The organism is Rhizobium sp. BK181, from assembly GCF_014193305.1.
Classification (GTDB): domain Bacteria; phylum Pseudomonadota; class Alphaproteobacteria; order Rhizobiales; family Rhizobiaceae; genus Rhizobium.
In genome coordinates, this window is sequence record NZ_JACHZA010000001.1 from 813,600 (window position 1) to 828,979 (window position 15,380).

A 15,380-nucleotide genomic window follows, 5' to 3' on the forward strand; every position below is an offset into this window, starting at 1 on the left:
ATGCTATCCCGCTGCTGCCAGAGACATTTCAGGCTTCAAGGCCTGACCGCGCGAAGCGCCGACGACCGCATCGACGTCCAGGATAAGCGCCACGCGGCCATCACCAAGGATGGTTGCGGCAGCGATGCCCGGAACATGCGTGTAGTTCGCTTCAAGGCTCTTGATGACGACCTGACGCTGGCCCTGGATCGCATCGACCATGAGGGCGCGCTGACCGCCACCTTCGGATTCGACGAGAAGGGCGACACCTTCCACCGGATTGGCCTGGGTGGCCCGGAAGTTCAGGATCCTACCGACATCGACCAACGGGCAGAAGCTGTTGCGGATCGAGATCAGGCGATGGCTGGCGCCGAAGGAGTGGATCGCGGACGCTTCCGGCTGCAGGGTCTCGACGATTGCCGTCAGCGGCACGACTAGCGTCTGACCGGCGACAGTGACGACCATGCCGTCGAGAACGGCGAGCGTCAGCGGCAGGCTCATGGTAAAGACAGAACCCTGCCCCGGCCGCGAAGTGATGTTGATACGGCCGCCGAGCGCCTGGATCGAGCGTTTGACGACGTCCATGCCGACGCCGCGTCCGGAGATGTCGGAGATCTTGTCGGCCGTGGAGAAGCCCGGCAGGAAGATCAAGTTGTCGATTTCCTCGTCCGTGAGGTTGGCATCGGCCGGGATCAGCTCGTTGGCGATCGCCTTCTGCTTCACCTTCTCGCGATTGATGCCCGCGCCGTCGTCCGCAAGCTCGATCAGGATGCGGCCCGAGCGGTGTTTTGCCGTCAGACGAACCGTACCCTCGACATTCTTGCCGTTGGCAGCGCGCTTCTCCGGCGTTTCGATGCCGTGATCGACAGCGTTGCGGATCATATGCGTCAGCGGCTCGGCCAGCTTGTCGATAACCGTCTTGTCGACTTCGGTGTTTTCACCTTCGGTAATCAGGCGGATCGTCTTGCCCGTCATGTCGGCGATTTCGCGGACGATGCGCGACATACGCTGGAAGACCGGCTTCACCGGCTGGGCGCGGATCGCCATGACCGAATCCTGGATCTCGCGGGTGAGCTGCTGCAGCTCCTCGAGACCCATATTGATGGATGACGTTCCGGTCGTGTCATTTTCGATGACGCTCTGCGAGAGCATCGCCTGATTGATGACGAGCTCGCCGACGAGGTTGATCAAGCGGTCGACGCGGTCGAGATCGACGCGGATGGTCTGGCCAGCACCGGCAGCGGCGTTGTTCTGGGCGGCGGCAGCTGCACTTGCGGCAGCAGCGGCAGCCGATTCCTTCTTCTCGACGCGAGCAGCCGCAGCAGCCATCTGGGTGACGTTGGACGCTGTTTCGGCGGCGGCAACCGCGGCAGCAACATCGGACTTCGGCTGCTCGGCCGGCGCACCGGTCGCGCCGTCGTCGAGGATCGACAGGTCGAAGGGCACTGGGATCATCGGCAGTTCTTCGGTCTCGGCGGCAGCCGCCTTTTCCTCGACGGCAGAGATCTGCAGGTCGCAATCCCACTCGGCAAATTCGAAGACCGTGCGGATCGCGTCCTCGCCCTTGTCGGTCTTGAGCGTGACGTTCCAGTAGAAATAGGCGGCTTCCGGATCGAGTTCGTCGAGGCCGGGAAGCTCATCCATGTTGCAATAGACGCTCATCTCGCCGAGGCGGGAGAGATCGCGCAGCAGGAGGGTCGCGTCGTTGCCCTTGGAATAAAGGTCCGAGCGCGGCTTGAAGGTGATTTCGTAGGCGGGCAGATCGGAACCGGCCTCTTCGTCGCCGCCGAAATCGTCGAAGGAGAACGGGATCGGCTGGAAGCCGCTATCATCGGTGGGCTTGGGTGCTGGGGTGGCGGCAACCGGTGCGGCGACCGGCGTCGGCTTTGCTGCTGGAGCTTCTACGGCTGCGGAAGGCATCGGCAGCTCGCCGTTGGCGAGCGCTTCCAGTTCCTTTACCAGGCCGCGGCTGCGGCTTTCATCGACGCTGCCGCCATCGCGGGCAGCATTGGTCAGATCGGCCAGGACGTCTGCCGACTTCAGCATGACCTTCAGGACGTCCTGGGTCGGCTCAAGCTTGTTGGAACGAACGCAATCAAGTGTGGTCTCGAACACATGCGCGAAAGCGACGAGATCATCCAGACCAAAGGCGCCAGCGCCGCCCTTGATCGAATGGACGGCACGGAACACCGCATTGACGGTTTCCGGATCGCGATCGCCATCATTCATTTTCAGAAGACCCGATTCCAGTTCGGCGAGCTGCTCCTCGCACTCCTGGAAAAAGATCTCTTTGATTTCGTTCATATCCATAGGAGAAAATCCTGGGTTTAAGCGGTTACGCGCTCAATGGCATCGATCAGCTTGGCAGGGTCGAACGGCTTGACGATCCAGCCGGTGGCACCGGCCTGGCGCGCGCGGTTCTTCTTTTCCGCATCGCTTTCGGTTGTCAGGACCAGGATCGGGATCGCGCGGTACTTGTCGTTGCGGCGAACGCCTTCGATAAAGCCGAAGCCGTCTAGGCGCGGCATGTTGATGTCAGTGACGATGACGTCGGGGTTGGATTCTTCCAGAACCTCGAGGCCTTCGACGCCGTCTTCCGCCTGGATCGTCTCGAACCCTGCATTGTTGAGGGTGACGAGAAGCATGTTCCTGATGGTCCGTGAATCATCCACGGTAAGCACTTTTTTCTTCATTGCCGGATCTCCTTGGCAAGCAGATGGTGGATATCGACACCAATCAGCTGCATGGTTTTCTGAAATGCGTCCGAAACCTTGCTGAACTTGAAGGCCAGCTTGTCCTGGTCCCAGGTTTTGGCAGCCGCCATCAGGACCTGCGCGCTGAGCGCACCGACGCGTTCGACCGCAGAGGCGTCGATGGCCAGATCGTTGCCGCGCAACGCAGCAAGCTTGTCGCGAAGCGTGGTCGCTTCGTTCAGATCAAGCACCGCCGACAGGTTCAGCGTCTTCCCAGTTTTTCTTGCCGCCATCAGCTCGTCCTTGTCTCCTCGTTCCCACTCACCGAAGGTGAGCAGGGCTCATATACTGGTGTGTTAGTAAACAATCCGCCCTCCGACCGAGGCGACGGGCTGCACAAATCCGAAATCGTCTTCCTCGGCCACGACGTCGACAGGGCGTCTGACATCGAGCGTCGCCGACAACAGCGGCGCAGAGCGCGCAGCTTCGGCATTTTGCCGGGCAATTCGAAATTCGCGGATCGTCTGGCCGAGTTCGACAATGACGGTATGCAGGTCGTCGGCGCGTTCCGCGGACTGTGTCGCCGAGGCAGCACTGCCGGTCATCTGAACACCGAGATCCTTGACGTCGGTCGTCACCAGATCAAGGTTTGCGGCATGCTCGCCCGCCTGATTGGCGACCGCCGCAATCGCCGCGTTGATGTCGGCGACCTGACGAACGATGTTGCCAATGGAATCCTGCGTTCGGCCGACCATTTGGACGCCCGCACCCACCTGCGATTTGGTGGTGCTTACAAGCGTCTTGATCTCCCGCGCAGCATCCGCGGAACGCTGCGCCAAGGCGCGCACTTCCTGGGCCACGACCGCGAAGCCGCGTCCGGAATCACCGGCGCGAGCGGCTTCGATGCCGGCATTCAACGCTAGAAGGTTGGTTTGGAAGGCGATCTCGTCGATCGCTCCGATGATCTGCCCGATCCTTTCGGCCGACTGCTCGATGTCCGCCATGGCGGCGATTGCCCGACCGACGACCTGGCCGCTCTCTTCGGCTGCCGTGCGCGTCGACGCTGCCGCCTGCTCCGCAGCACGGCTGCCCGCGGCACCGTGACGTACGCTCTCCGAGAGATCGGCAAGGGCGGCCGCAGATGAGAGCAGTCGCTGTGCATGCGCGGAGGCATTGCCCGCAAACTGCTTTGATGAAACGCCAAGCGTCCCGACCGACGCTTCAGCGGCCGCAGTCTTTTCGGCAATCGACTGGAATTCGGACTGAATGGCATCGAGGGCACCGTTGAGTGCCTGCGCGATGTCCCGATGGGCACCCTCTTCCTCGACGTTTGCCCTGACCGTCAGGTCGCGATTGACAAGACCGTTGATGACATCGGCGAAAACGCGGGTGATATCGGCCTTTTCATGGTTGCGCTGATCGGCAAGGGCGCGCTGCTGGCTAGCCCGCAAGGCATTGAAACGCAAAGATACGGCAATCTCGACATCGACCATCACCAAGCGGACGACCGCGGTCATGAGGTCGGAGATTTCCTTGGCCCTGCGGCGGCTGCTCGGCAGGAAGGAACGTCCCGCGAGCTCGCCGGCGAGGCCGCCAATGATGTGCTCGAGAACGACGCCATGGCCGGCGACATGCCAGCGCGGGTCGAGACCCATCTTGCTTTCGGAATCCGAGAGAACCTTCACGCGCTCCGCATAAAGACTGTCAAAGCGTGCATCCGTCAAAACGTCCCAGTGTGATGCCTGCAGATCGTGGAGCCGCTCAACCTGGCGCTCGCTCTCGAAGTTCCGGGCCGCATCGGGAAATGATTGAAAACGCTGGAAAAGATCGCGCAGACCAGCAGACAGGTATTGCTGGAGATCAAGGCGGCGACGCCGCACCAGGTCGCAGTGCTCGGCATCGAGACCGGCAAAACGCAGCCTGTCGCGCAAGCTGCCCGCCTGCGCACCTCGTGCCTGATCTGATGGCATTTCCTGCCCCAACGCCTGCCCCCAACCACATGCCGGGCGGATGCCCGTCATAATTCTACCGCTCCGAGCGGCAGGCACACTGCTGATTGATGGCTTGCCTCCGGCGGCCGCCGGCGGCCTGAAGCCTCCCGATCAGTAGTTTCTACTTCGGAGCTACTTGAAGAGATGGATTCCGGATTGACCGGTACGGCGGTGCGGCGTCATGCCTGGTGGGAACGAGTGAGTTTTCCCATTCCGACGTGTCATGCAATGTTTATGGTTAATTCCTTGCCTGAAGGTTAATGCGTATTTTATGAATGTCGACTTTCCGGCAGACCCTAATAACCATCTACGAATTACTGGGCTTGCGTTGCCGCGCTGCTACAAGTCCGGCGCAAGCTTTGTGCTATAGCCCCGAAAATAACCGTGACATGACGTCAGAAGGATTGGGCAATGATTGTTCTCGGATTGGGGTCGTGCTTCCTCGCAATTGCTGTTCTCGCAGCCGTCACGCTGCTGGACCGCATCGAAGCGACCCGCGGCCAAATCGCCCTCCGTGTTCTTTGAATTTCCATAATACGCCAGTAGAAACCAGCCACGCGCCCGGCACGCCGGCGCGCCAAACCTCGGCTCGACTACTGTTTGCGTTCAGCGGAATTTCCGTTCATGTCTGCCAGACTTGGCCTCTTCATCATCCTTGGCGTGACACTCTGGCGAGTTCTCAGCCTTCATTTTGACACCACCGACCTCTTCGTCGACGAGGCGCAATACTGGTTCTGGTCGCAGAACCTGGATTTCGGCTATTACTCGAAACCGCCGATGATCGCCTGGGTCATCCGAGCCGTGACGGAACTTGCGGGCTCGACATCGATCTATTGGATCAGGGTCAGCGGACCGCTGATCCATATGGCGACGGCAATTGTGCTGATGAAGACGGCGAAGCGCTTTGTCGGACCAAAGATTGAAGGCTGGACCGGCGCCACCTTCATCACGCTGCCGGGCGTTGCCCTTTCATCGGTGTTCTTTTCCACCGATGTGGTCCTTCTCTTCTTCCTGACGGTCGCGCTGTGGGCCTATTTCGGCCTGACCGAGAAGCGCTCTGTCGGTCTCGCTCTCCTGATGGGATTTGCGTTCGGCTGCGCCTTTTTGTCGAAATACGCCATCCTCTTCGTCGTCCCTGGCGGGCTGATCGCGCTCATCCTTGTTCCAAACGCGCGGATCGCCTGGCGCGACTTCTTTCTGTCCGTGATTGTTGCCCTCGCCGTCGCCGCCCCGAATCTCTGGTGGAACCTTGCGCATGACGCCACGACCGTCCGGCACACGACAAACATCGCACACTGGAGCAAGCTCGGCATTAACATCGGCGGTGGCCTCGAATTCTTCGCCGCGCAATTCGGCGTTGTCGGGCCGATCATCTTCTTCGCCATGCTGTGGGCTGTTGCACGCGCGCTCAAGGGGGAGAGCGAGCCGCGGGAACGGTTGCTGATCTGGCTGTCGATCCCGGTCGTGCTGCTAATCACGCTTCAGGCACTGGTCGCCAAGGCCTACGCCAACTGGGGTGTGACCGCCTATGTTGCTGGAACGATCCTTGCCGTGTGGCTGCTTGACCGCCTCTGGCCGAAGGGCTTGCGCCTATCACTTGCGGTCAACGGTACGGCCAGCCTCCTGTTTCCCCTCGCCGCGGTCTTTGCACATCAGCTGGTGCTGCCGAATGGCAGCGAAATCATGAAGCGCTACCTGGGCCGCAGTGCGATCAGCCGCGAGGCCGGCGAGCTGGCGCGGCAGTCGGCGACACCGGTGATCGTCAGCGACAGCCGCGACCTTCTGGCGGACATGTTCCATACGCTGCGGAACGATCCTGTCCACATCTATGCAAAGCCACCGGTCGACGCGCCTGATAACTATTACGAGCAGACCTTCGCGCTGCCGAGTCAAATCGCGGACAACGTGCTCTACATAACGATCCATCCGGTGGACTGTGCGCAAGCGCCTGAACTCGTCCGGAGCTGGCAGCCGGCGGAAGGCTACTATCGCGGAAAGACGATCTTCGCCTACCGGATTTCACCGAATTGCCTTGCGGTACCTAACCAACCGCGTTGAGTGGAGTATATCGGTTTCGGACGCCGAGGCCTCGGCTGGAGCAGCTGTCGCTGTCATTTGCGTGAAGGGCTTGCCGAGAGGTCGCTAAGCGCAACGGCCAGCGACCGGAGGCTGATGTAGTCACCCGTCGGGGCTGACATTTGACACGATTCTCTTGAGCGCTAGGCTTCGCAGCCGACCGACGTTCCAGCAAAGAGGGAGCGAGACATGCCAGCCAGTTCGCCCGACGCACCGCTGATCGATCGCATTTTCGAGGTGTCCGATGAGATCCGCTATGTCGCCCTCTACCGAAGAGGCGAACTGGTTTCGCGACAGAAGTCGCAGGTGGCTGGCGCCTCTGCATCGGAATCGGACAAATACGAGGAACTGTTCGTCAATCCCACGCTGCTCAAGCTGGCGCGCCAGCGCGGCGACCTCGATTGTGGCGGCATGCGCTTCGTCGTGATCGGATACGGCAATTTCCACCAGCTTGTCATCGACCTGCCTGACGGTCACGTATCGGTCTGCTTTGAACTCGGCTCCGCGCCATTGGACCACTGGGAGGCCATTCGCGACATTACACTCGCTTCCGGCTAACGGTCCGGCGCGGCGTGCCCCTTATACCGCACCGAAGGTCCCTGCCGGGAAGCGGCATGGACAACCTCTTGAGGCTAACATCTAGCGATCGTCTGGCGCTGACAGGCCCAGGCAGATCCCCATGCCTTCGACATCCACGAACGCGACGCCGCCGTTTTCGAAAGCGAGCCGCAACTGCGCCTCGGTTGCGCGGTGGATTTCGTGGTGCTTTCCTTCATAGTCGCGGATGGTGCTGCGCGACACGGCCGCATGCTCTGCCAGATCGAGTTGCGTCCAGTCGAGCAATCCACGAGCGGCCCGGCAGAGTGCTGGGGTCAGAATTGTTTCCTTCGCGCCTTGACCCATAATGTCAAACCACCCATATTGGTTGATATAAGCCATATATGTCATAATTGAACCGGGATTTCCAGTACAGGAGAACGTGATGCCGCACGACACACCTTTGATTTCGACGATCGTCGGAGGTCTCGTGCTTGCGTTCATCCTCGGCGCGCTTGCCAACAGGCTCCGCATGCCCCCCTTGGTCGGATACCTCATTGCCGGCGTGCTTGTCGGTCCGCATACCCCCGGCTACGTTGCCGATCAAAACCTTGCTCCTGAACTCGCCGAAATCGGCGTCATCCTGCTGATGTTCGGCGTCGGGCTGCACTTTTCTCTCAAGGATCTCCTCTCCGTTCGCGGGATCGCCGTTCCGGGCGCCATCGTGCAGATCGGATTTGCGACGTTACTCGGCTGGGGACTGGGGGCGTTGATGGGATGGCCGACGGGCGGGAGCCTCGTCTTCGGACTCGCTCTTTCCGTCGCTTCGACGGTCGTCTTGTTGAAGGCGCTGCAGGAGCGACGGCTGATCGAAACCGATCGCGGCAAGATCGCGGTGGGTTGGCTGATCGTCGAGGACCTCGCCATGGTGCTGGCGCTGGTTCTCATCCCGGCCGCGGCCAGCATCGGCGGTGGGGAGCATGCGACCGTCGAGCCGCTCTCAGCCGCTGTCAGCCGAATTTTCGGCCTCGATCTCGGCATCGGCGGCATCATCGTCATGACGCTGATCAAGGTCGCGCTGTTCGTTGGGCTGATGTTGGTCTTCGGGCGGCGCATCATTCCCTGGACGATGCACCGCATCGCGCACACCGGATCGCGCGAACTCTTCCGCCTCGGCGTGCTTGCCATTGCGCTCGGCGTTGCCTTCGGCGCCTCGAAGATGTTTGGCGTTTCGCTGGCTCTTGGCGCTTTCTTTGCCGGCATGGTTCTGGCCGAAAGCGAACTCAGCCACCGGGCCGCCCAGGAAAGCCTGCCGCTTCGCGATGCCTTCGCGGTTCTCTTCTTCGTCTCCGTCGGCATGCTGTTCGATCCGAACATCCTGGTCGACAAGCCGCTGCCGCTGCTTGCAACCATCTTCATTATCGTCATCGGCAAATCCATCGCCGCCTTCCTGATCGTACTGCTGTTCCGCAAGCCCGTCGGCACGGCGCTGACGATTTCGGCAAGCCTCGGGCAGATCGGCGAATTCTCCTTCATCCTGGCAACGCTTGGCGTCGCCCTCGGCCTGCTGCCGGAGGAAGGGCGCGACCTCATCCTGGCGGGAGCGATCATCTCGATCATCCTCAATCCGCTGCTCTTCTATGTCTGCGACCGGCTGCGCCCGATGCTGGAGCGTGGCAAGCGGGAAGAGCCTGTCGCCGAGCTGACTGCTGAGACGGCACCAGAACCACTTGACGAGCCCGTCGCAGAGGAAGACGAAGTGCACCCGACGGCGCTTCGGGGGCACGCGATCCTTGTTGGTTACGGCCGCGTCGGCAGCATCGTCGGGCAAAACCTCAGATCTTCAGGTACGCCTTTCCTCGTGATCGAGGACTCGGACAAGCGCATCGGCGAACTGCGGGACCAGGGGACGGAAACAATCAGCGGCAATGCGGTGACGCGCGAGGTGCTCGACCTTGCCAACATCGGTGGCGCCCGCAGCCTCGTCATCGCCATCCCCAATGCCTTCGAGGCCTGCCGCATCGCCGAACAGGGCCGCGACATCAACCCGTCCATCCTGATTGTCGCGCGTGCGCATTCGGACGCCGAGGTCGAGGAACTGAAGGAATACGGTGCAGACACCGTCATCATGGGCGAACGGGAAATTGCCATGGGCATGGTTGACCGGCTCGCTCAAGTGCATCATGACAGTGTGCGCTATGAAGACGAGGCCGAGACTGCTACAATTGCAGCCAAGGAAGCGCCTTCTCCCGACAAAGAATGAGAGACTTTTGCGCCGTTGAACCGGTACGAGGCCGAAAATTTGGGTGACCACGAGATGAGGCTCGACGCACGCCGCATGAGCGGTCGCGTTGCGATTTCTCTGGTCATTGCCGTCTTCGCTTATCTCGGCCTGCTGTTCGGCGGCAACCTTGTCATCGGCCCGACGCGCGGCCCGAACTCTGTCTCCTCGTCCAGCAAGGATGGCCAGCCGCTGCAGCTCAGCGTGCGAGACGCCGTCCGCGGTATTCTGACCGCCGAGCGCAAAGCGGCACCGAAATATATTCCTTACGATTCCGCCAACGCCGCAGTCGGAGCAATCCCCGGAATTGCGCTCCTTTCGTTCGTGGAGCCTACATATCCCGTCGCCTTCCACCCGCAGCCTCGTGCCGCCGATGCGAAGGCTTACGATTCGCACGGCCCGCCTGCGGCCGCGGCATGAATGCGCGCCCTCCGGCGCTTTCCATGGCTTTTAAGACACGCCGCCTGCGCGAGGAGCGCAGGCTCAAGCGTTATCAAGGATAAACAACAACATGCGTAATTCACCATGGCTGGTGTTCACCTATACGGTGATCATTCTCCTCGGCATTCTGATCGCTTTGCCGAACGCACTGCCGCAGTCCACCCTCGACCGCCTGCCCTCGTGGTTGCCGCACGACCGGGTTTCCCTCGGTCTCGACCTTCGCGGCGGCTCGCATCTCGTTCTCGAAGTCGACGAGGCGGACCTGACCCGCGAGCGCCTGCAATCGCTTCTGCAGGACGCGCGTCGCGTGCTTCGTGAAAAGAACATCCAGACGAAGTCGATCGTTCGCAATCAGAACCAGATCGTCGTCACCCTGACGGATACCGCACAGACCGACGAAGCCGTCACTCAGCTGAAGACGCTCGGCAACGCCATCGCCACTGGCCTCAGCGCCGGCCAGTCGGATCTCGCGGTGACGACCAGCGGCGGCAATATTCTTGTCGCCTTCTCGCCGGCAGGCATCGCGGCCAACGTCGATTCCGCGGTCCAGCAGAGCCTTGAAGTCATTCGCCAGCGCGTCGACCAGGTCGGTGTTGCCGAACCGACGATCCAGCGCATCGGCGGAAACCGCGTGCTCGTGCAGCTCCCTGGCGCGCAGGATCCGTCGCGCCTTCGCCAGCTTCTCGGCTCGACTGCGAAGATGTCCTTCCACATGCTCGCTCCGAACAACCAGCCGGGACCGGGCGTGACGATGCTCAAGGACGAGCAGGGCAACAGCTATCCGGTTCTCGATCGCGTCGAAATCTCGGGCGACCGCCTCTCGGATGCCCGCGTCTCCTTCGATCCGAACACGCATGAGCCTGTCGTTAGCTTCCGCTTCGACAGCGCCGGCGCAACCCGCTTCGCCGACATCACCCGCCAGAACGTCGGCAACCCGTTTGCCATCGTTCTCGACGACAAGGTGCTGAGCGCGCCGGTCATTCGTGAGCCGATCACCGGTGGTTCCGGCCAGATCTCCGGCAGCTTCTCGGCTGACAGCGCAACGACGCTTGCCGCCATGCTGCGCGCCGGCGCCCTGCCCGCCAAGCTGACCGTCATCGAAGAACGCACCGTTGGCGCCGACCTCGGCGCGGACGCGATCCGCATGGGTATCTATTCCGGCCTCGTCGGTTTCGTGCTTGTCGCGGCCTTCATCTTCATCCTATACGGCAAGTGGGGCTTCCTCGCGAACTTCGCGCTGCTCATCCACACGATCCTGACCTTCTCGGCTCTGACGCTTGTCGGTGCGACGCTGACGCTCCCAGGTATCGCGGGTGTCGTTCTCGGTATCGGTCTTGCGGTGGACGCGAACGTTCTCATCAACGAGCGCATTCGCGAAGAAACGCGCAAGGGCAAGAGCGCCTTCGCCGCCATCGACACCGGCTTCCGCCGCGCCTACTCGACGATTATCGACGGCAACATGACGGCGCTAATCGCAGCGGCGATCCTGTTCTGGTTCGGCACCGGTCCGGTTCGTGGCTTCGCGGTCACCATGGCGCTCGGCCTGATCATCTCGATGTTCACGTCGGTTGCCTTCGTTCGCGTCACGATGATCGAGATCACGCGTCGCCGTAAGCTGAAGGTTTTGAACATCAAGCCGCTGATCCCGATGATGTTCAACCCTTACGGCCGCCACATCCAGTTCATGAAGGCTCGCTTCTTCGGCGTGACGGTCTCGGCGCTTCTGTCGATCGCCTCGGTCGTCCTCTTCATCCATCCGGGCCTCAACTACGGCGTCGACTTCCGCGGTGGTATCCAGATGTCGGTGAAGACCGCGGAAGCCAGCGATCTTGGCCGCTTCCGCGAAGGCTTGAACAGCCTTGGCCTCGGCGAGGTGTCGCTGCAGTCCTATGGCGACAACAACACCATGGCGGTGCGCGCGCAACGCCAGGACGGCGGTGAAGAGGCCCAGACGGCAGCCGTCGAAAAGCTGAAGGCGGAGATCATCAAGATCGACCCGTCGGCAACCGTCACCGGCACCGACGTCATCGGTCCGAAGGTCAGCGGCGAGCTCGCCTGGGCTGGTATCCTGTCGGTCGTCATCGCAAGCTTGGCGATGCTGTTCTACATCTGGTACCGTTTCGAATGGCCGTTTGCAGTCGGCGCCATCGTCACGCTCATCCTCGACGTGACAAAGGCGATCGGCTTCTTCGCGTTGACCGGCCTCGACTTCAACCTTACCGCCATCGCCGCCATCCTCACGCTGGTGGGCTACTCGGTGAACGACAAGGTCGTGGTCTATGACCGCATGCGTGAAAACATGCGCCTCTACAAGTCGATGCCGCTGCGCGAAATCATCGACCGGTCGATCAACGAGACGCTGGCACGTAGCCTCTACACCAACGCGACCGCCTTCCTCGCCCTGCTGCCGATGGCGATCTGGGGTGGCAGCGCGGTCTCGAGCTTCGCGATCCCGATGGTCTTCGGCATCCTCGTTGCCGGCGCGTCGTCGGTCTTCATCGCGGCACCCATCCTGCTCTTCCTCGGCGACTGGCGTCGTCGCCACGGCAAGGCTGTCGCGGCCGCAGAAACCGCGCCGGAGATCATCCCTCCGGAAGAGGGCCAGTCGCGCAAGACCGCCGGCTGAGAACATGCTGACGTGACTTGAAAAGAGGGCGCCGGTTGCAGAGCCGGCGCCCTCTTTCTATGTTGACGCAAGGAGATTCCGCGACATGTCGTCTGAACAATCGCTTGCATCGACTGAGAACGAGGAGCGCATTCGCCGCTTCCTGGCGATCGCCTCGCACGATCTGCAGTCGCCGCTACGGCACATCGCGATGTATGCGGAAATCCTGATCGACGACCTGGGTGACAAGCTCGACAGCGAGCAGTTGAAAAGCCTGCAAACCATTCTCCATAAAGCAGAGACGGCGCAGCGACTGACAAAGGCGCTGATGGGCTTTGCCACCAGCATGCCTCAGGTGGCCGCGGATGAGATCGATCTAAACGGTCTTGTCAGCGAGATCTGGGCCGCTATGGAGAGCGACGTGATCGCGTCCGGTGCGACCTTGCAGCACGATCGCCTCCCGACGATCGTTTCGGATGGTGCGATCGTCAGGATCGCGCTGACAAACGTGATTGCCAATGCACTGACCCATCGCGGCAGCTTGGTTCCGGTCGTGACAATCGAAGCCGAGCGGGAAGCCGCCGAAGTGACGATCCGCATTTCCGACAACGGTCCCGGTATTGACCCGGCTCATCAAGACAAGATCTTCGATGCTTTCTGGAAGCTGCCGCAGGGGGGCCTGCCGGTCGGTCCTGGGCTTGGATTGACGGCCTCGCGCGAAATCTTGCGGGCGCTCGGCGGCAGCATTCGTCTGGAGCGGTCGGACGCGGGCGGCAGTCGCTTTGCCATTCGCCTCCCCGCCTCGCGAGCATAAAAAACGAGCTACGTGGTGTAGTCGTCCTTCCAGACGTCGGGCATGTTGTAGGTCACATATTCGCGGATGATGTATTGCAGGGTGTCCGCGTCTATCTCGTCCTTGCCGATCCGGAAGTCGACGCCGTAGTCTGGGAACTGCTGGAAGTAGCCGTCCGAGATATCCATGGAAATGACGCCGATCGGGCCGGTATAGCCGCTGCCCCGCAGCTTAGGCACCGTTTCGCGAAAATCGGCATTCGGCAGCAGCCGATTGTCGAGGAGGATCAGGTCGAACCTGTCGCCGCCGAGCTTGCCCAAAGCGTCGCCGATCGTTTGCGCATAGTCGATCACGACCGGCGGATCGGTCAGCGTAGAGAGCTTCTTTTTCAGCGATCGAAACTCGATGAACTCGTCGTCAACGAACAGCACCTTTACCGCCCTGCGGCCCTCACCGGCTGTCATTCCCGTTTCTCCGATCACGACACCAGCCCCATCCTGAGCGCGATTGCGACCATGTGGACGCGGTTGACAGCCTCAAGCTTTCTCACGGCGGCCGCGATGTGGGAATTGACCGTGTGTTCCGACAGGCCAAGGATGATCGCGATATCGGCGGAAGTCTTGCCCTCACTGGTCCACTTCACGACTTCGGTCTCGCGCTGAGTAAGACGTGCCGACATTTCATGCGCCAGGATCTCCTCATAAAACTTATCGAAGATTCGGATCGTGTCGAGCAGCACCTCGGCGACTTCGCCCTGATCCGGCTCCGCCCGCTTGCCGCTGAAGGCGACGCAATAGCGCTTGCCCTCCGGCGTGAACAGCGGGACGAGGAGGAAGGAGTTGCTGTCAAATTCGTTGAGGACGAGATCGCGCGGGTAATCTTCCCGCAAACTGCCGCTGCCGGTGAGCGGCATCGCCAGAAACTGCGCGGCTTTCGTCTTCAGCAGGCCTAGAGCCTGGCGCATGCCGTAGAGAAACAGGGCGACACGCCGTTCGGCAACGTTTGTAATGATGATCTCGCGGTTGCTGAACGGTGGCGAAGCTTCGGAGACACGCGCCAGGGCGAAGCAGTCGAAGCGGTAGTGCTGTGCTGCGGACTTCAGCAACCGAAAGAAATCGGTGCGGTTTATCGCCCGACCGAGCTCCGGTCCGAGATGGAAAGGAATGGCGGCGGCACTGCTCATTGCACGTCCTGGGCCTCTCGGGTTTGGCGGCCTTATCCCTAGATCTAAGGATACACGTCCTAGACCGGCACAGTTATTACCACCAGCAAGACTATTGCAGGAAGAGCGTGAAACAAGACCTCGATCTTCGGATTAGGGGCCCGCGCCGTCTCCTCCCAGTCTTTTGTCTTTCCGCATCCAACACCCCTTGAGTGCGGAAAGCGGTGCCGTAGCGGCATTGGAGAGAGCCGGCAGCCTTTCAGTCAAGGGGTTGGCTGTGTTTGTGGCGGCAAACTTAAGGTTGCCCGGCTCTCTCAGCTTTTTCTTCCGACATTAGCCTATTCGCGCCACCATGGCCGGGAGATCGATCGGTTTCTCGACATAGAAGTCGGCACCCGCGGCCAGCGCGCGCCGGCGATCCTCATCCGCATCCGAGCCTGTGCAAACACCGAGCCTAACCTGCGAAAACCGTGCGTCGGCGCGCAGTCGCATGATCAGGTCGAGGCCGCTGTCGAGCGGCATATAGAGATCGACGATCAGGGCGTCCGGCAATTCTTCATGCTTCGCATATGTTTCTTCCAGCGCCTGCACGGCATCCTCAGCCTTGGAGAAGCATAGGAGCGTGACGCCAACCTGCTGCTTCTTGCGCACATAATCGGCGTAGAAGAGGTCGTCGGCGTTGTCATCTACGTAGAATACCGTCGGCATATCGATCCGTTCGAACCATGAGGCTGCCACTATGCCTTAGGATCGGGTGGCGGGAAAACCGAAATACGCCATCCCTGCAGCGCGCGGGAAAGCTCTCGTAACCGCAACGAACCA

At 61.1% G+C, this 15,380-nt stretch carries 14 protein-coding genes; 6 read left to right on the forward strand and 8 right to left on the reverse strand.

Going from position 1 to position 15,380, the window contains the following annotated elements; all coding sequences use genetic code 11:
* Positions 1-3: 3 nt before the first annotated feature.
* From FHT77_RS04025 to FHT77_RS04040, 4 genes are all read right to left on the reverse strand, one after another.
* A complete protein-coding gene (locus FHT77_RS04025; RefSeq protein WP_183752704.1) occupies positions 4-2,289 on the reverse strand; it encodes a chemotaxis protein CheA in 2,286 nt (761 codons plus the stop codon).
* A 17-nt stretch (positions 2,290-2,306) separates the two neighbouring features.
* Positions 2,307-2,672, reverse strand: a complete 366-nt coding sequence (cheY1, locus tag FHT77_RS04030; protein ID WP_007530053.1) for a chemotaxis response regulator CheY1 — start codon at positions 2,670-2,672, stop codon at positions 2,307-2,309.
* The gene (locus FHT77_RS04035) at positions 2,669-2,965 is read right to left on the reverse strand and encodes an STAS domain-containing protein (RefSeq protein WP_183752706.1); all 297 of its coding nucleotides are present in this window, start codon (positions 2,963-2,965) and stop codon (positions 2,669-2,671) included. Before FHT77_RS04035 ends, cheY1 begins: the two co-directional genes overlap by 4 nt.
* 63 nt (positions 2,966-3,028) lie before the next feature.
* On the reverse strand, positions 3,029-4,642 hold the full coding sequence (locus FHT77_RS04040) for a globin-coupled sensor protein (protein ID WP_183753875.1): 1,614 nt from the start codon (positions 4,640-4,642) through the stop codon (positions 3,029-3,031).
* 645 nt (positions 4,643-5,287) lie between these two features.
* On the opposite strand from FHT77_RS04040, the gene FHT77_RS04045 reads away from it, so the two are divergent.
* Both FHT77_RS04045 and FHT77_RS04050 read left to right on the forward strand, forming a co-directional pair.
* Complete coding sequence (locus FHT77_RS04045) at positions 5,288-6,721, forward strand: ArnT family glycosyltransferase (protein WP_183752708.1); 1,434 nt, start codon at positions 5,288-5,290, stop codon at positions 6,719-6,721.
* Positions 6,722-6,928: 207 nt separating this feature from the next.
* On the forward strand, positions 6,929-7,297 hold the full coding sequence (locus tag FHT77_RS04050; RefSeq protein ID WP_183752710.1) for a hypothetical protein: 369 nt from the start codon (positions 6,929-6,931) through the stop codon (positions 7,295-7,297).
* An 81-nt stretch (positions 7,298-7,378) separates the two neighbouring features.
* On the opposite strand, the gene FHT77_RS04055 is transcribed toward FHT77_RS04050, so the two are convergent.
* Positions 7,379-7,687, reverse strand: a complete 309-nt coding sequence (locus FHT77_RS04055; RefSeq protein WP_183752712.1) for a DNA-binding transcriptional regulator — start codon at positions 7,685-7,687, stop codon at positions 7,379-7,381.
* A 34-nt stretch (positions 7,688-7,721) separates the two neighbouring features.
* Here FHT77_RS04055 and ybaL point away from each other — a divergent pair, with 34 nt between their 5' ends.
* From ybaL to FHT77_RS04075, 4 genes are all read left to right on the forward strand, one after another.
* The gene (gene ybaL / locus FHT77_RS04060) at positions 7,722-9,539 is read left to right on the forward strand and encodes a YbaL family putative K(+) efflux transporter (protein ID WP_183752714.1); all 1,818 of its coding nucleotides are present in this window, start codon (positions 7,722-7,724) and stop codon (positions 9,537-9,539) included.
* A 54-nt stretch (positions 9,540-9,593) separates the two neighbouring features.
* Positions 9,594-9,977: a hypothetical protein gene (locus FHT77_RS04065; RefSeq protein WP_183752716.1), complete on the forward strand. Its 384-nt coding sequence runs from the start codon at positions 9,594-9,596 to the stop codon at positions 9,975-9,977.
* Positions 9,978-10,068: 91 nt separating this feature from the next.
* Positions 10,069-12,624, forward strand: coding sequence for a protein translocase subunit SecD (gene secD / locus FHT77_RS04070; protein WP_183752718.1), 2,556 nt, complete (start codon positions 10,069-10,071; stop codon positions 12,622-12,624).
* 85 nt (positions 12,625-12,709) lie between these two features.
* Positions 12,710-13,417, forward strand: a complete 708-nt coding sequence (locus tag FHT77_RS04075; RefSeq protein ID WP_183752720.1) for an ATP-binding protein — start codon at positions 12,710-12,712, stop codon at positions 13,415-13,417.
* A gap of 8 nt (positions 13,418-13,425) precedes the next feature.
* Here the strand turns inward: FHT77_RS04075 and FHT77_RS04080 are convergent, their stop codons facing one another.
* From FHT77_RS04080 to FHT77_RS04090, 3 genes are all read right to left on the reverse strand, one after another.
* Entirely contained in the window at positions 13,426-13,860 is a 435-nt protein-coding gene (locus FHT77_RS04080; protein ID WP_183752722.1) for a response regulator, read from the reverse strand.
* A 14-nt stretch (positions 13,861-13,874) separates the two neighbouring features.
* A complete protein-coding gene (locus tag FHT77_RS04085) occupies positions 13,875-14,579 on the reverse strand; it encodes a helix-turn-helix transcriptional regulator (RefSeq protein ID WP_183752724.1) in 705 nt (234 codons plus the stop codon).
* 312 nt (positions 14,580-14,891) lie between these two features.
* The gene (locus FHT77_RS04090; protein ID WP_183752726.1) at positions 14,892-15,266 is read right to left on the reverse strand and encodes a response regulator; all 375 of its coding nucleotides are present in this window, start codon (positions 15,264-15,266) and stop codon (positions 14,892-14,894) included.
* Between the last annotated feature and the right edge of the window lie 114 nt (positions 15,267-15,380).